This is a genomic window from Streptomyces calvus (assembly GCF_006782915.1).
Lineage (GTDB): Bacteria > Actinomycetota > Actinomycetes > Streptomycetales > Streptomycetaceae > Streptomyces > Streptomyces calvus.
This window is the reverse complement of record NZ_VCNP01000043.1, coordinates 181,152-196,996: the sequence shown is the minus strand read 5'-3', so window position 1 is coordinate 196,996 and position 15,845 is coordinate 181,152. Positions and strand designations below refer to the sequence as shown.

The following is a 15,845-nucleotide window of genomic DNA, read 5'->3' as shown; positions in this document are numbered from 1 at the left end:
GTAGGGCTCAGGATGGGGCTTCACCTGGCGGACTGGTGCCGCAAGGTGGGCATGGAGGTCGTGGCGGCATGTGACCGCGACCCCGAACGCCGTGCCGTGGCGCGGGCGCAGTTGTCCGGCGCGGTGCTGGTGGAGCGGTGGGAGGAGCTGCTGGAGCACCGTCTGGACGGGGTCGTCCTGGCCAACGATTTCGACGAGCACGCGCCGTTGGCCATCGCGTTCCTGGACCGTGGGGTGCATGTGCTGTCCGAGTCGGCGGCGTGCGTGGACGCTGCGGAAGGAGAACGGCTCATCACGGCGGCGGACAGGTCGTCCGCGACCTATTCCTTCGCCGAGAACTACGTGGCCCATCCACACGTCCGTCTCATCCGGCAGGCGATCGAGGCCGGAGAGCTGGGCCGGATCAGCCTGATCGAAGCGGACTACCTGCACGGCATGTCCCCGGCCGAGGTCGCGGGCCTGATCGGTGATCCGGCGCACTGGCGCGGGCGTATCGCTCCCACGGCGTACTGCACGCACACCCTCTCACCGGTGCTGGCCCTCACGGACGCCTGGCCGGTCGAGGTGTCGGCGTTCCCGGTGGACGAGGCGGACCCGCGCGCCGCGGTCGTCATGGCGGTACGGCTGTCCACCGGAGCGCTGGCCCTCACTCGGCACGGGTTCCTCCAGGGCGAGCCCGACAGCCACTGGAGCTGGATCTCCGTACGTGGCACCAAGGCGTTGGCCGAGTCCGTCCGAGCAGCCGGCGAACGGGCCTGGTCGGTCCGTGTCAGAACGGAGGGCTGGGCGACGCCGGAGGGCCACGCCCGCGAGGAGGAACGCACCCCTCCGACCCTCACCCTCGCCGGGGAACCTGTGGCACGCAGGGTTGAAGGCACCGTACGAGTACTGCGCGCTTTCCGGGCCACGATGGAACACGGAGAGCCGCCGCTGGTACCGGTGCGGCCCGCCGTGGCCGCGTCGCTGGTCGGTGTGGCCGGCGCGGAGTCACTGGCCAACGGTTTCCGCCCGGTCCCCGTACCCGTGATGACGACCGGTCCACGATGAACCACGGTCCGGGCAGATCCACCGGCGGGACGAGAGGCGAGGGCCTCGGCCGGGTGAGGCAGTCCGTACCAGCTCGGGTCCTCTTCTCCGACTCCCACAAGGAGTACCGGCGGTGGCCGGGCACCCGTTGGTAGGGGCGGGAGCGGAGGGGCGGGGTGGGCGACAGGGTGGGCGACAGGTGCGCTTCCCAGGACCGCCGCCCGCCCGCAGTGCCGATAGCTGATGACGGGCACTTGCGAGACGCGGCGCACCTCCGGGCGCGTGCGACGGGGGTGGGCGAGCGGACGGGGAGGGGACGACGGGAACGGGGATGTGACCTTCATCGCCGCAAGGGCGTTTTGCGGTCTTCGGTGGTGCGGCGTCCGCCGACGGCCACGACAGCCGCGCGACGCCCTTCGGTGGAGGTCACAGAGCCGCGGACGGAAGTGCACGACAGGAAAATCCGGATCCGCGGAGGGCAATATCTGTTTCCGCGACATGAGAATTAGACGCCGGGCACGGCCAGTATTCCTGGACCGTCGACCGGCTCGGAATTCTGGGCCGAGCAGGGCCGGTCGCACCGTGCTACTGTCGATCTCAGTTGCAGGTGTGGTTGCCAGAAGGTTCATTTCCGACGGGGTAATCATCACGGCGACACGGAATTCACACAGGGTGAATTCCTGACACCGTCTCCGAAGGAGAAATGACATGGCTACTGGTACCGTGAAGTGGTTCAACGCGGAAAAGGGCTTCGGCTTCATCGAGCAGGACGGCGGCGGCGCCGACGTCTTCGCCCACTACTCGAACATCGCCGCCCAGGGCTTCCGCGAGCTGCTGGAAGGCCAGAAGGTGTCCTTCGACATCGCGCAGGGCCAGAAGGGCCCGACGGCCGAGAACATCGTTCCTGCCTGACGCCACGGCGCTGACACCATCGGCGCTGACACCGCAGCGCTGACACCACGGCGCTGACGCACACGTCGCAGCTGGGGCCCGCACCTCTGAAGTGCGGGCCCCAGCTCGCTGCTTTTCGGGGCGCGCGACAAAAAGGCTCCGCCATCTCACCGACGCGGCGAAACACCGCCGTCGGTCCGACTCGCCTCATCGAATCCGGCTCGTATCGAGATTCTCTGCGCCGCTCCTCTGCTGCGGGAATTCCTTGCCACGTGCCTCATCAAGGAAGGTTCCGCATGCCACAGCGTGCCCGCACTCCCCATACCCATGACCGTTCCGCAGGTGGAACCGGCGGCAGCCGTTCCAGTGGTCCCCGCCGTTCCCGGCGCTACGGGAATCGACCGGCCGGACGGGCCGTCCAGGGCGATTTCGCTCTGCCGAAGACGATCACGCCGGCGCTGGCCCCCGTGGCGTCGTTCGCCGATCTCGCCATGTCCGCGGAGCTGCTGGCCACGCTCGGCCGCGAAGGCGTGACCGTGCCGTTCCCGATCCAGGCGGCGACCCTGCCGAACTCCCTGGCCGGCCGTGACGTGCTGGGCCGCGGCCGCACCGGCTCCGGCAAGACGCTCGCCTTCGGTCTCGCCGTACTGGACCGCACCGCGGGACGACGCGCCGAGCCCCGGCGACCGCTGGCCCTCGTGCTCGTCCCCACCCGTGAGCTCGCCCAGCAGGTCACCGACGCGCTCACCCCGTACGCCCGCTCCGTGAGTCTGCGGCTGGCCACCGTCGTCGGCGGCATGTCCATCGGCAGGCAGGCCGGTCAGCTGCGTACCGGGGCCGAGGTGGTCGTCGCCACGCCCGGGCGTCTGAAGGACCTCATCGACCGGGGCGACTGCCGGCTCGACGACATCGCCGTCACGGTCCTCGACGAGGCCGACCAGATGGCGGACATGGGCTTCATGCCCCAGGTCACCGCCCTGCTCGACCAGGTGCGTCCCGACGGGCAGCGGCTGCTCTTCTCCGCCACCCTGGACCGCAACGTCGACCGGCTGGTGCGCACCTACCTGCACGATCCCGTCGTCCACTCGGTCGATCCCTCCGCCGGCGCGGTCACCACGATGGAGCACCACGTGCTCCACGTGCACGACGCCGACAAGCACCGGACGACCACCGAGATCGCGGCACGGGACGGCCGGGTGATCATGTTCCTGGACACCAAGCACGCCGTGGACCGGCTGACCAAGCACCTGCTGAGCAACGGCGTCCGCGCCGCGGCCCTGCACGGCGGCAAGTCCCAGCCGCAGCGCACCCGGACCCTGGCCCAGTTCAAGAAGGGCCAGGTGACGGCACTGGTGGCGACCAACGTCGCGGCGCGCGGCATCCACGTCGACAACCTCGACCTGGTCGTCAACGTCGATCCGCCCACCGACCACAAGGACTACCTGCACCGCGGCGGTCGTACGGCCCGCGCCGGCGAGTCCGGCAGCGTCGTCACCCTGGTGACCCCCGACCAGCGTCGCGGCATGAGCCGGCTGATGGCTTCGGCGGGCATCACCCCGCGGATCGCCCAGGTGCGGTCGGGCGAGGCGGAGCTGAGCCGCATCACGGGGGCCCAGGCCCCTTCCGGTGTGCCGGTCGTCATCGCCGCGGCGGACGTGGAACGTCCGCGCGGCGCGTCCTCCCCGTCCCGTGGCCGTCGGGGCCGCAGGGGCAGCTACGCCGGACAGGGCCGGCCGGCCGGTGAAACGGCGGGCCGCAGCGCACCGTCGCGGCGCCGCTTCCGCCCGGCCGCCTAGGGTCCGTCGTTCGGACCAGCCCGGCTGCGCGGTGCGGTGCTTTCGACCGACCCGGACCCCGCGACCCCGTGATGATCCGAACGGCAGGCCCCGGCACCGCCGTGATCACCCACTCGTCCCCGCCGCAGGAGGCACCCATGACGTCGGCCCAGCCGCAGCACCACGGAGCGGATCGCTCCCCCACGACCGTGGCCGACGCCACGGGCACGCCCGGACCTCGGGTCCGTGACGACATGACGGTCGAGGTGGCGCTGTCCCTCATGGCCGGCGCCCGCGTCGATCACCTCGTCCTGTGCGACGGGGACGACCAGGGCACGGGCCTGATCACCCTGGCCCGGCTCGCCGTTCTCCGCGACAGCCCCGCCTACACGGACCGGATCCGGCTGCGGGACGTCCCCGACAGCGCGCCGGTGACCGTTCGCACGGCGCCGCGGACCGCGTCGGCGCTGCTCGGGGAGACCGCCTTCGCGGAGGTGTGAGAACGGGCGGAGAACCGCCGAAAAGACTGGTGAGGGCCCTGCCGACGCGCGTCGGCAGGGCCCTCACCGTCGTTGTGCCACCCGCACCGTTGCGGTGCCGCCCTCACCGTCGTTGTGCCGCCCGCGCCGTCGTTGTGCCGCCCGCACGGTTGCGGTGCCGGCCTTCGGTCGTCGTACCGCCGCTCTCCCCGTCACCGCATGCCGCAAGCTACCTGCGGTAGGTGAGCGCGAAAATCTACTCTTGTGAGAGTAGACATTGCCTCCTGGCATGGTTAACCTTCTTCTCGTTGACACGGTCAAGTGAGACCCGGCAGACACGAACTGCCGGGTAGTGGTACCCGAAGTTCGCAGGTCAGTGCAGCTCTGGAGTTCCGAAGCCACAGTGTTCACAGCAACGGCGACGGGGCTGGGAGCCGCACTGGGCGGCCCGCAGGTCGAGGGGCTGCCAAGAGCAACACCGACGCAGTACCGCAGTACCCCTTCACCCAGTGGTTGGAAGAACAGAGGAAGATCGGAGGAGCAGACGCCATCAGGATCGCCCGGTCCGGAAAAACCCCGGTCCGGGTACCGCAAGACCCCGGAATGGATGGTGGTCCCCGGTCACGCAGCCGCGATCCCCGCGTCCCTCCCGTCGCCGGGCAGGGAGCGGAAACAGAAGGTCGGCAGAGCATTAGGGCCGACAGATGGTGTTTCATTTCCTTCGGGGCCCTGGTGCCGTACGGCACCAGGGCCCCTCGACGCGTTGCACAACGAGGTGACATGGCAGCAGATACTCCGCTCAGCGATCGTCTGAACGACGACGACTACCCCGCGTACACCATGGGCCGGGCCGCCGAGATGCTCGGCACCACCCCGGCCTTCCTCCGGGCCATCGGTGACGCCCGTCTCATCACTCCGCTGCGCTCGGAAGGCGGACATCGCCGGTACTCGCGCTACCAACTGCGGATCGCCGCGCGCGCCCGCGAGCTCGTCGACCGGGGAACGCCGATCGAGGCTGCCTGCCGCATCGTCATCCTCGAGGACCAGCTCGAGGAGGCACAGCGCATCAACGCCGAGTACCGCCGCGCCGCGAACGAACCGTCCGGCGGCCCCGGTCCCGGTCCCGGTCCCGGTGCCGGCGCCGCTCCGAGCTGACGGCGTGGCACGGACACGTCGGCTGCTCGCACCCGTACGACGGCGGGAGGCGGACGGCGCACGGAGCACGGAGCACGGCGGACGGTGCCCTCCCCGGGCCGAGGCCGAGGCCCCAGCCACATCCGCATCCGCATCGCAGCGACAGCCGCAGCGACCGCCGCACGCGGAGAGGCCCGTTCCGGCGGGCTTCGGCGACGGGGCACTCTCCCCTGTCCGTCCACCCGACCGGCCGGCCGGTCACGGACCGAACGAAGCAGTGAGGGCCCAACCGTCGCGAACCGGCCGTGCCCTCACCGCGTACTGCCGCGCCGTTCCCGGCGCGGCAGCGGGTCAACGGGTCAGCGGGTCAGCGGGTCAGTGGGTCAACGGGTCAGTGGGTCAGTGGGTCAGTGGATCAGGAGGTGTGATCGGGGCAGTGGGGTGCCAGTGGGTCAGTGGTCGGAGTAGCTGAAATCACCGACGGTCCAGGCACTGACGTCCTCGATCGCCACCCGGTACATCCCGCCCGTCTCCGGGATCCCCACCGTGCCCTGCAGAATCCGGGCGACGTGGAAGTGCAGGTGCGTGGGCAGCCCGTCCTTCTTCGCGGGACTGTCGAAGACCGTGGAGAACTCGCCCAGGTGGGCGGAATCCGTCAGAACCTCCGACACCCTCTTCCGCCACACGGCTTCGGGCGCCAGGCGACCGGTGATGACGGCACCGCCGGTGACCACGGTCAACGACATCTGAGTGCTCTGCCCGGACTCCACACGGGCGGCGATGTCAACGATCAGCTCGTCAGGCTTCGGCATGAGAGCGAATTCTATGCACCGGCCCGTCCGCGCGGGCCGGTCGGTCCGAGTTCTAGCTCCCGTCCCGCTCCACCGGCAGCCACAGTTCGGCGTCGGCCTCGGTGCCGTCCGGGGACAGGCGGGTGCGCAGGATCTCGGGGCCGGGACGGCTGCGGTACGGGTTGGACGGGAACCACTGGGTGAACACGTCCCGCCACAGCTCCTGGATCGCCTGCGGCGCCGGCCCGGACGTGGTGAAGACCGCCCAGGTGCCGGCCGGGACGGGCAGCGCCGTGGTGCCCTCGGGCGCGGCCGCCGACGTGATCACTCCGTGGTGGTAGTCGAGCTCCGTTCCCTCGGCGCGGCTCGGGTCCAGGTCGTCGCAGACGGCGACGATGCCCTGCGGCTCCTGGTCCGACAGTTCCTCCAGGCGCTCCAGCGTCCGCGGGTCGATCCCGCGGACGAAGTCGATGATCGCCTGGTTCGGTCCGCTGTGCACCAGCGGCACCCTGGCCTTGAGCCCGACGACGTTGAACTCCGGCCTGTCCACGATGCGGTATCGCATGCTGCTGTTCCCTTCGACGGTGAGGCGGAAGGCCAACCGGGGCTGGGACACGAGCGCGGCACCGGTGCGCCGGGCCTCACCCGGCCCGATGCCGTGCACGGCGCGGAACGCCCGGGCGAACGCCTCGCCCGAGCCGTAGCCGTAACGCACCGCGATCTCCAGCAGGGGCACCTGCCCGGCGAGCACCTCGGCGCCGGCGACGGTGAGCCGACGCCGGCGCACGTACTCCGACAGCGGCATGCCCGCGAGCGCGGAGAACATCCGGCGCAGGTGGTACTCCGAGGTGGCTGCGATGCGCGCCAGCTCGGTCACGTCGACCTGCTGGTCGAGACGGTCCTCGATGTACTCCAGGGCCTGGTTGAGTCGCTCCAGCACTCCGGTCTCCTTCCTCATCTGCGATCACCACGCTAGGAGGCGGACACCCCTGCCGACCCGACATCCTGTGCCCGATCGGGTCGTGCACCCGGGCCGCGCCCGGGATCCGGGTGAACGGACTCGGCGCCCGCGCGCCCGGCTCGCCCCGCGTACCTGCGGCCGGCCCGGCGCGGACAACTCGGAAGCCGGATGGCATGGTCATGCGGTAGAAAGGGCGTTCGATCGCCGGTGCGTGCCGCAGACCTGCGGTGGGGGGCACGGCGTGGTCCTTCGACCCGTCCCTGGGGGGTATGTGATGGTCAGAACACGGGCGGCCCTGGCCGCCGTAGGCGCCGTCGGGCTGTTGTGGAGCGGCGCACCCGCGGCGAACGCCGTGGAAGGGCAGGCGCCCGACGTGCGGTGGGCGAGCAGCGTCTCGGACGACCTCGGCACACTGGCCGTGGGCATCGGCTCCGACAGTGCCGTCACCGGGATCAGGGCGCATATCGTCTCCGCCGCCACACAGCAGGAAGTGGCCGTCGTGGAGACCGACGCGTTCACGCTGGTCTCCGGCACGCCGGAGGACGGCGTCTGGCACACCGAACAGCCGCTGAACCTGCCCGACCTGGGCAGCTACACCGTCCGCATCGAGGCCACGGACGCCGACGGCGACCGCACCACCGACAACTCCGCGGGCACCCTCGCGTACTACGTGGCCGCGGTGTTCGAGGACGTGCGCACCGACCGCGCGGAAGTCACGATCGACGACCGCCAGGTGGGCGTCGAGGGCGTGCTGAAGGGACGGTGGCCGGGGACGCGGGAGCTGAAGCCCCTCGCGGACCACCCGGTGGACATCGATGTGGACTTCTGGACGGAGAGCACCGTCCGCACCGACGCCGACGGACGCTTCTCCGGCACGGTCACCGTGAACGACGCCGTGCCCGTCCAGGCCGTCTACCGGCACTCCTCGCAGCACCCCTACGTCCTGTACGGCGAGTCCACGCCGACGCGGATCGGCGTACGGCAGGTGGCCACGCGCTGGACCGTCAAGGCCCCGGCGGAGGCCCGCACGATCGACTTCGGACAGGAGGTCGCCTTCACGGCGACGCTGGAGCGCGAGACCCCGCAGGGCTGGGTGCCCTTCGAGGGGCAGAGCGGTGGCGTGCTCTTCGAGCCCGCATCCGGCGGTCAGTCCGCCACCGTCGGCTACTTCACGACGGGTGCGGACGGCACGGTCGCCTTCAACCACGCCCCGTGGGAGACCGGCAGCTTCCGGGTCGCCTCGCACAGCGACGACCCGTTCATCGCCCCCGCGTCCGCGAACAGTGCGCGGATCACCGTGCTGCGTGCCTCGGTCTTCACGTCGTTCACGGCCACCCGTACGCAGGACCGCGGCGTGCACGTCGAGGGCGCGATGGACTTCCCCGACGGCTGGACGCCCGCCACCATCCCGGTGCACATCCAGTACTCGCGCGACGGCGACTCCTGGACGGACCTCCTCACCACGGAGGCCACCTGGTCCGGCAGCGGCCACGCCTTCTCGGCCGACATTCCGGACGCGGAACGCGGCTACTTCCGTGCGCACTTCGAGGCGACGGACTCGTTCCGCGCGGCGACCTCGCAGGCGGTGAAGCCGAGCCGCTGACGCCGGCCCCGGCCCGGGAACGGCCACGGGACGGGTGCGGGACGGCCGCGGGACGGGTGCGGGACGGCCGCGAGACGGGTGCGGTGCCTGACACTCCCGCCGCTGGTGTGGGCACCGCGGCCCGCCCCGGGCCCGCGCCCACGCCACGGCCGTCAGGAGTCCTTGTTGCCCTCGGGGCCGTCGAGCGTGATGGCGCCCGAGGGGCAGGCGCCGGCGGCGAGCCGGGTGGCGGTGCGGTGGGCCGCGGACGGTTCGGCGTCCAGGAGGACGACACGACCGTCGTCGGGGTCCTGGTCGAAGACGTCCGGCGCGGTCAGGGCGCACATTCCGGCGCCGATGCAGCGTTCACGGTCGATGCGCGGGCGGAACGCCGTCATGACCGCTCCCGGTCCCACGCGACCGGGAGGCTCCGCACCCCGTAGATGTCGGCGGTCTCCGGACGCAGGTCGACCTCCTCCGCCGGTACGGCCAGACGCAGCGTGGGGAAGCGCCGGAACAGCGCGGGCAGCGCCACCCGCAGCTCGACGCGCGCCAGTTGCTGGCCCAGGCACTGGTGGATGCCGTGGCCGAAGGCCAGGTGCCCGACGCTCTGCCGCCGGACGTCGAGGACGTGGGGGTCGGCGAAACGCCCGGGGTCGTGGTTGGCGGTGTGGTACGACAGGACGACCGTCGTGCCGGCCTCGATGATCTGCCCGCCCACCTCGACGTCCTCCAGCGCCGTCCGCATGAACGACTTGGCGACGCTCAGATACCGCAGCAGTTCCTCCACGGTCCGGTCGGCGAGCGCGGGATCGGCGCGCAGGGCGGCGAGTTGGGACGGGTTCTGCAGCAGGGCGAAGGTGCCGAGGGACAGCATGTTCGCGGTGGTGTCGATTCCGCCCGCGAGCAGGACGAGGGCGACGCCCTTCAGTTCCTCGTCGGTCAGATCACTGTCGGTGAGTTCGCTGAGCACGTCGTCGGTGGGGTGCGCGCGCTTGGCGGCCACCAGCTCCGCGAGGTAGTCCTGGGTCGCGGTGTACGCCGCTATCAGCTCCTCCTCATTCGACTCCCCGCCCATGAACGTGTCGATCTGCTCCTGGAACGAACCCCGGTCCGCGTACGGCACCCCCAGCAGCTCGCAGATGATGACGGCGGGGATCGGCTTGGCGAACGCTGTCACGAGGTCCGCCGGCGGCCCGGCCTCCTCCATGGCGTCCAGGCACTCGGCGGTGACCCGCTCCACGCGCTCGGTGAGCAGGCGCATCCGCCGCACGGTGAACCTGCCCACCAGCGGCTTGCGGTAGCGCCCGTGCTGCGGCTCGTCCATGAGCAGGAACTCGCCGGGCGGCGCCGGAGGAAGCTGGTAGTCGACCACGTTCAAGAGTTCCTTGCGCGCACTGAACCGTGAGTCGGCCAGCACGGACCGGACCAGGTCGTAGCCGGTGATCAGCCAGCCGGGCATCCCGCCGGGATGGATCAGGCGGCTGATGGGCCCGTGCCGACGGGCCTCGAGCAACTCCTCCGGCGGATCGAAGGGACAGCCGGGTCGGCGCGTCGTCGGCAACATCGTGACGGTGTGCAGGGATTCACCCATGACCATTCCTCGTCTCGCGACCACAATGTGTTTTACGCACCTCGAAAGCTACGTTGCATTCAGCACCCCGGCAATCAACAAAACCACATAACCGCAGCTCACAGCACCATAATTGATGTAATGACGCTGCCGTCGAATGCAACGACGCATTGCAATGACTGACTGTGAAGGCAATACTGGCGGCATGCCAGGAGGACGGTTGAGCCAGCAGGAGCGTCAGCGGATCGCGGTCGGCCTCGCCGACGGCCTCTCCTACGCGGAGATCGCCAGGCGGCTCGACCGGCCGACCTCCACCATCAGCCGGGAGGTCGGCCGCAACGGCGGCCCCGCCGGCTACCGGGCCCACCAGGCACACCAGGCGACGGCACAACGGGCCCGGCGCGGCACCCCGGCACCACCGCGCGCGGACGGAGAGCCGGAAGGCGGGGTGGCAGAGGAGATGATCGAACTGGCGGTCAGATCGGGCATGCCGAGGATGACGGCGCGGGTGCACGTCGACCTGTTGCTGTCGGAGAACGGCAGACGCACCGCCGCCGAACTGACCCGCAGACTGAAGGTCAGCCCGGCCTCCGTCTCCGTGGCCGTGAACTTCCTGGTCGACCAGGGCTTCGTCCGGCGCGAGCGCGACCCGCAGCGGCGCCGCGACATCTACGTGGTCGACGACGACGCCTGGTACCGCTCGGTCGTGATCAGCGCACGGCAGACACTCGAATCGGCGCGCGCCGCCCTGGCAGGCGCGGACACCGTCGGACTCGACGACCCCGCGGGACAACGCATGGCCAGGGCCGGCGCGTTCCTGGAACGCGTGACCCTGGACATGCTCGAGTCAGCCAACCGCTGGCGCCACCTTCTGACGTGACCGCTCCACTGGGGCCGCGGTGTGGGCGGAGACGACAACGGCCACGCCGATCGCCCCGCCCCTGAGCCCCGGCTCGCAGGAGCCGGGACCCACCTCGCTTGCGGCGACTGCGAGTTCAGCAGTGCCGACGGCATCCGCTCGCGTCTGGTGTGCCGGCCCGGCCGTCAGCGTATTCGGGCGGCGTCGGTCATGGACCGGTGGCGTTCCGCCGCGACTTCCTGGAGGGTTCGGCGGAGGGATTCCCGTGTGCTGCCGCGGGTCTTGACGGCGTGGCAGTTCGGGCAAAGAGCGACCATCTGGCTGGGGTGGTCGCGGCCGCCCCGCGTGAGGTCCACCACGTGATCGACCTCGAGTATCGGGTGGTTGCGGTCGGTCACGTCGGCCGGCTGGCCCGTGCAGTGCGGGTTCTCGCAGCGTCCCTCGCTCCGGCTGAGGACCAGGTACCGGGCGGCGCGCGAGCGTATCGGTGGGTTCGTGGTGCGGGCGGCGCGTCGGCCGTGTGTCCTCTCCTCCCGTTGCTCGACGAGCCGGCAGCCGCGTTCGTATGCGGCGGCGGTGAGGAGCCACTGCTCCGGCCCGCGTTCGGGCAGGTCGGCGGTTTCCGCGTCGTCCAGGCCGACGGCGGCCAGGAGCGGTGCGGGGTCGAGGTCGTCGAAGTAGGTGTTCAGGAGTTCGTCGAGGACGGCGAGGCGGGTCACCGCGGAGTGGCCGAGCAGGTCGTACACCGGCTCTGCCAGGCCGCCCAGGGGCTGCCGGTCGGTGAACCACCGGCGCAGCTCGGCGTCGCCGTGGGCGGTGGGCGCGGTGTCCGCGCAGTCCCGCAACTCCCAGAAGCCTTCGCGGTGCAGGGAGGCGACGGGGTAGTCGGGGCGGGGGCGCTCGCCTCTCTGACCGTGTTGCCGCAGGAGGGATGCGAGGGCTTCCTCCGTGGCGGACCACGGGAGGAGCCGGGGCTCGCCGCGCAGGGCCCGGCCCATGGCCCACAGCAGGGTGATGGGTTTGTACAGGGCGGGCCGGCCGGAGGAGCGGTTCACCGTGAGACGGGTGATCCGGTCGACGAGCTCGTCGTGGGTGACGGTGCCCGTCGGCTGCTGGTCCACGACGTCGAAGCCTAGGCCGCGCAGCAGTCCGGCGGCGTGCTCGGCGCCGCCGGAGAAGTCGCTTGCGGCAAGCGGCTGTTGTCCGGCCAGGAAGCCGTGTGCGGCACCGACGATCGCCTTGGTGTCGTAGTGACTGCCCCGGTGCACCAGGAGGTAGCGGCGGGCACGGCGGAAACCGTAGTGCTGGAGGAAGGCGTCCCGTCCCAGCCGGTCGCACTCTTCCATCGCCTGCTCGACTTCGCCGCGTGTGAGGTCACTGAGCGCCATGCCGGAAACCCTAAGCGACGGGACTGACAGAGGGGCCAGGCTGACGGGGCAACGGGGAGGGCCGGGCGGGCTGTTGGCGGCGCGGGACTGCTCGAGGGCTCCGCGGTCCGTCCGTCCGCTCCGGCGGCTGCGGAGCGGACGGACGGACGTGCCGGTGCGGAAGCTTCGGGTCAGCGGGAGTCGACCATGCGGTATTCGATGGCGGTGACGCGGGGCTTGGCCCTGGGGTCGAGGACGGCGAGGGCCTGGCCCTGGAACTCGTCGGTGACGATGTCCCGCTCGGAGGGGTTGTAGAGGGCTTCCTTCTCGTTGGGATTGATGTCGAAGCCGCTCATGTAGCGGGGCTTGAGCATCAGTTCGCTGGTGTGCGCGGTCGGGAAGAGGGCGAGCGTGCCGCCGTCGGCGAGCTTCAGGGCGTACACCTTCGGGTGGGCGGGGTCCTTGGCGAAGTACTTCTCGGTCGCGTAGGCCTCCATGTCGTCGTCCGGGCCCTCCTCGTGGACCTCGATGGAGTCCTTCGAGGTCTCGGTCGGCGTGAACGTCTTCCCGGCCTTCGCCTTGCCGCCCGTTTCGAAGAAGTCCTCGTAGAGGGCGCCGAGTTCGTCGGGGGCGTGGGCGCCGACCTTCTTCGACGGGTCGGCCGGGGTGACGTGGCCGTGCCGGTCGACGGCGAACTCGGGTATCGAGGACTCGTCGGCGTAGACGGCCATCGTCAGCTTGTAGGTGCCGCCGACCTTGTCGAAGACCATCAGCGCGGCCTCGTCCTCGGTGGAGGCGCTGGAGCGGGTCTTGACGGCGAACCAGGTGACGCCGCTGTCGGCGGCCGGGATGAGGTAGTCGCGGTCCTCGTAGGTGAAGGACGACGCGTACTCCTTCTGGTCCTCCTTCGACCAGACCTCCCACTGCTTGTAGTCGGCCTTGGACTGCTCGTGGACCTGTCCGGCCTCGACGGTGCTGAGCAGCTTCTGGTCCCGCTCGGCGTTGGCGCGGTTGTTCACCCGCTCGTAGGTGTCGACCACCTTTTCGGCCGCCTGCTCGGTGAGCAGGCCCTTCGGTTCGGCGTCCGTGCTCCGGGCGGGGGCGTCGTCGGTGTCGGCGCCGGAGCCGCCACCGCAGGCGGTGAGGGTGACGGCGGTGGTGACACCGAGGGCGAGCACGGTCAGCCGGCGCAGGTGGGGGAGCCGGTGCGTGGGGCGGGACATGCGGGAGGTTCCTCCTTGAGGGACAGGTGGGGGGAGGGGCATGCGTGACCGGGCGGGAGGCCGGGTCGGGGTTCGGGGGGTGGGGCGTCAATCTACCTGTGAGCAGGAAGGGTTGAACGTCGCCGGGTCGGCCTGCGGCATCGACTCGGGGGTCTGCCGGTCGGTTCGGTCGGCTTCCTCCAGGTACCGCCTGTTCCGCTCGTCCGCTTGCCGGTCGAGGCCGTGCGGGCCGCCCAGGCGGGCCGTGGTCGCGTAGACGCCGTCGCCCTGGTGGCCGTAGGCGGCGAGGTCGGGGTGGCGGTCGTGGTCGTAGTCGGCGACGGCCAGGGCGCGCGGCTCGGTCAGCGTGACGTGGTGGTCGCTCTGGCCGCGCCCGCGCGGGGAGAACGGGCCGAGGCGGAGTTCGGAGACGGCCGAGGTCAGGGGGTCGTCGCCGCTGAACGCGTCGGTGGCGGCGATGAAGAGGTCCTGCCAGCCGTCCCGGTCGAAGTCGGCCACGACGGCCAGGACGTCCTCGGCGTCCTCGCCGCGTTCGCCGACGAGGTCGCGGGGGCGCGCCGTGGTGACGTGGCCGTCCTCGCCGGTGAAGGTGACGACCAGGTCGGCGCCGGTTCGGGAGGGCGGGAAGACGCGGTCGGGCGAGCCGTTGCCGTCCAGGTCGGCGCGGAGGCCGCCGGAGGGTGTCGTGCAGGTGGTGACCGACGGGCCGGCTGACGGGCGTGGGGGCGGGTCGCCGCGGCCGTCGCCGCCGCAGCCCGCCACCAGTGCGGCGGTCGTGAGGACGGCCACCACGACGGAGGGGCGGACGCGTCGCGTTCGTCCCCTCGGCGGTGTGCGGCCGGCTCGTTCCGTCGCCGGCAGGCCTTCCATCTCTCCCATCCCCTGTCGTCGGTCCTTGCCGTGCCCCGCGCGGCGGCGCGTCCTAGGGTCTGTCGTTTGGATCAGGTCGGCTGGGAGACGCAGCGCTTCTCAGCCCACCCGAGCGGGGCGTGGTGCGTGCAGCTGCAAGGCGGAGGAGGGCGGCGACGCGGAGCGTCGACAACCGACGACAACGCAGCAGATGTGCGTGCCACGCCCCGCGAAACCGACATGATCCAAACGACAGGCCCTAGGCGAGGTCCGCCGGGCGGGTGCGCAGTTTGGCGGCGATGCGGGCCAGTGCCCGCTGGTCCGCCGCGGTCAGCGGGTCGAGGACCAGTTGGCGTACGGCGCGCACATGGACGGGTGCCGCGGCGACGACCACCTCGTAGCCGGCGTCGGTGAGTGCGGCGAGCGTGAAGCGGCCGTCGTCGGGGTCGGGGTGGCGCTCGACCCAGCCGCGCTGCTCGAACCGCTTGACGACGTTGGACAGCCGGGAGAGGGAGCCGTTGGCGAGGTAGGCCAGTTCGCTCATCCGCAGGCGGCGTTCCGGGGTCTCCGAGATGTGGCTGAGGGCCAGGTACTCGAAGAGCGTCAGGCCGGCCGCGCGCTGCAGCGGCGCCTCCAGCCGGCCCGGAAGCAGCAGGACCAGTGAGGCCAGTCCGGTCCAGGCCTCCTTCTCCTCCGGGGTGAGCCACTGCGGCTCGTCGGGGGCGCCGCCGCCGGTGTCGGCGGGCGAAGGGCTGGTCATGGGCACACCCTACCAAGCGGCTTTCACTTCACGCGTGAAGCGAGAGCATGCTAGGTTCACTTCACGCTTGAAGTTACGGAGCGCTGTGCGGTTACGGAACCAGGAGAGGGGCGTACGCCCATGACCAGCGGTACTTCCACCACGAGCAGGCCCGAGTTCTTCGTCACCCCCGGCTACGGCGACACGCTGCTGGCGGACCTGCGCTACAGCCAGGCCGTGCGCATCGGGGACCGGGTCGAGATCTCGGGGCAGGGCGGATGGGACGACGCGTTCCGCTTCCCCGAGAGCCTGGAGGACGAGATCGTCCGGGCGTTCGACAACGTCGAGCGGACCCTCGCCACGGCCGGCGCCACGTGGCGCGACGTCGTCGCCGTGAACTCGTACCACATCCCGAGCGCCGACGACTGCATCGGTGACGACCACAACCGGGTCATGGTCGAGCAGTTCCGGCGCCGCATGGGCGACCGCGCACCGATCTGGACCCAGGTCGGGGTGTCGGCGCTGGGCGCGCCGGGGATGCGGGTCGAGATCCGCGTGACCGCGCTGGTCGGTCACGACGGCTGACCACCGCCCGG

At 71.0% G+C, this 15,845-nt stretch carries 16 protein-coding genes; 8 read left to right on the top strand and 8 right to left on the bottom strand.

What is annotated here, in order from left to right:
- The first annotated feature begins 12 nt into the window (after positions 1 to 12).
- From FGW31_RS19795 to FGW31_RS19775, 5 genes are all read left to right on the top strand, one after another.
- Entirely contained in the window at positions 13 to 1,047 is a 1,035-nt protein-coding gene (locus FGW31_RS19795) for a Gfo/Idh/MocA family protein (protein WP_233452526.1), read from the top strand.
- A gap of 687 nt (positions 1,048 to 1,734) precedes the next feature.
- A complete protein-coding gene (locus FGW31_RS19790) occupies positions 1,735 to 1,938 on the top strand; it encodes a cold-shock protein (RefSeq protein ID WP_004986771.1) in 204 nt (67 codons plus the stop codon).
- Positions 1,939 to 2,213: 275 nt separating this feature from the next.
- The gene (locus FGW31_RS19785; RefSeq protein ID WP_142194773.1) at positions 2,214 to 3,713 is read left to right on the top strand and encodes a DEAD/DEAH box helicase; all 1,500 of its coding nucleotides are present in this window, start codon (positions 2,214 to 2,216) and stop codon (positions 3,711 to 3,713) included.
- Positions 3,714 to 3,850: 137 nt separating this feature from the next.
- On the top strand, positions 3,851 to 4,192 hold the full coding sequence (locus FGW31_RS19780) for a CBS domain-containing protein (protein ID WP_202432662.1): 342 nt from the start codon (positions 3,851 to 3,853) through the stop codon (positions 4,190 to 4,192).
- Between the two features lie 759 nt (positions 4,193 to 4,951).
- A complete protein-coding gene (locus FGW31_RS19775) occupies positions 4,952 to 5,326 on the top strand; it encodes a MerR family transcriptional regulator (protein WP_142194772.1) in 375 nt (124 codons plus the stop codon).
- A 431-nt stretch (positions 5,327 to 5,757) separates the two neighbouring features.
- Here FGW31_RS19775 and FGW31_RS19770 read toward each other — a convergent pair whose 3' ends face one another.
- Together FGW31_RS19770 and FGW31_RS19765 are read right to left on the bottom strand one after the other, a co-directional pair.
- The gene (locus tag FGW31_RS19770; RefSeq protein WP_142194771.1) at positions 5,758 to 6,117 is read right to left on the bottom strand and encodes a hypothetical protein; all 360 of its coding nucleotides are present in this window, start codon (positions 6,115 to 6,117) and stop codon (positions 5,758 to 5,760) included.
- Between the two features lie 52 nt (positions 6,118 to 6,169).
- Positions 6,170 to 7,036, bottom strand: a complete 867-nt coding sequence (locus tag FGW31_RS19765) for an AraC family transcriptional regulator (protein ID WP_142194988.1) — start codon at positions 7,034 to 7,036, stop codon at positions 6,170 to 6,172.
- A gap of 295 nt (positions 7,037 to 7,331) precedes the next feature.
- Here FGW31_RS19765 and FGW31_RS19760 point away from each other — a divergent pair, with 295 nt between their 5' ends.
- On the top strand, positions 7,332 to 8,660 hold the full coding sequence (locus FGW31_RS19760; protein WP_233288655.1) for a hypothetical protein: 1,329 nt from the start codon (positions 7,332 to 7,334) through the stop codon (positions 8,658 to 8,660).
- 152 nt (positions 8,661 to 8,812) lie between these two features.
- Here the strand turns inward: FGW31_RS19760 and FGW31_RS19755 are convergent, their stop codons facing one another.
- Both FGW31_RS19755 and FGW31_RS19750 read right to left on the bottom strand, forming a co-directional pair.
- The gene (locus FGW31_RS19755; RefSeq protein ID WP_142194770.1) at positions 8,813 to 9,037 is read right to left on the bottom strand and encodes a ferredoxin; all 225 of its coding nucleotides are present in this window, start codon (positions 9,035 to 9,037) and stop codon (positions 8,813 to 8,815) included.
- Positions 9,034 to 10,233 carry a cytochrome P450 gene (locus tag FGW31_RS19750; RefSeq protein ID WP_142194769.1) on the bottom strand — a complete coding sequence of 400 codons (1,200 nt, stop codon included), beginning with the start codon at positions 10,231 to 10,233 and terminating at the stop codon, positions 9,034 to 9,036. The genes FGW31_RS19755 and FGW31_RS19750 overlap by 4 nt, the downstream gene beginning before the upstream one ends.
- Positions 10,234 to 10,417: 184 nt before the next feature.
- Between FGW31_RS19750 and FGW31_RS36240 the strand changes: the two genes are divergently transcribed.
- Complete coding sequence (locus FGW31_RS36240; RefSeq protein WP_142194768.1) at positions 10,418 to 11,092, top strand: helix-turn-helix domain-containing protein; 675 nt, start codon at positions 10,418 to 10,420, stop codon at positions 11,090 to 11,092.
- A 164-nt stretch (positions 11,093 to 11,256) separates the two neighbouring features.
- Here the strand turns inward: FGW31_RS36240 and FGW31_RS19740 are convergent, their stop codons facing one another.
- The 4 genes from FGW31_RS19740 to FGW31_RS19720 all read right to left on the bottom strand — a co-directional run bounded on the left by FGW31_RS19740 (position 11,257) and on the right by FGW31_RS19720 (position 15,270).
- Positions 11,257 to 12,459: an HNH endonuclease signature motif containing protein gene (locus tag FGW31_RS19740; protein ID WP_142194767.1), complete on the bottom strand. Its 1,203-nt coding sequence runs from the start codon at positions 12,457 to 12,459 to the stop codon at positions 11,257 to 11,259.
- Positions 12,460 to 12,629: 170 nt separating this feature from the next.
- Positions 12,630 to 13,661 carry a hypothetical protein gene (locus tag FGW31_RS19735; RefSeq protein WP_142194766.1) on the bottom strand — a complete coding sequence of 344 codons (1,032 nt, stop codon included), beginning with the start codon at positions 13,659 to 13,661 and terminating at the stop codon, positions 12,630 to 12,632.
- 87 nt (positions 13,662 to 13,748) lie between these two features.
- Positions 13,749 to 14,540: a VCBS repeat-containing protein gene (locus FGW31_RS19730; protein ID WP_142194765.1), complete on the bottom strand. Its 792-nt coding sequence runs from the start codon at positions 14,538 to 14,540 to the stop codon at positions 13,749 to 13,751.
- 229 nt (positions 14,541 to 14,769) lie between these two features.
- Positions 14,770 to 15,270 carry a MarR family winged helix-turn-helix transcriptional regulator gene (locus FGW31_RS19720; RefSeq protein WP_142194764.1) on the bottom strand — a complete coding sequence of 167 codons (501 nt, stop codon included), beginning with the start codon at positions 15,268 to 15,270 and terminating at the stop codon, positions 14,770 to 14,772.
- Positions 15,271 to 15,390: 120 nt separating this feature from the next.
- Between FGW31_RS19720 and FGW31_RS19715 the strand changes: the two genes are divergently transcribed.
- Complete coding sequence (locus tag FGW31_RS19715; RefSeq protein WP_142194763.1) at positions 15,391 to 15,834, top strand: RidA family protein; 444 nt, start codon at positions 15,391 to 15,393, stop codon at positions 15,832 to 15,834.
- Positions 15,835 to 15,845: the final 11 nt, after the last annotated feature.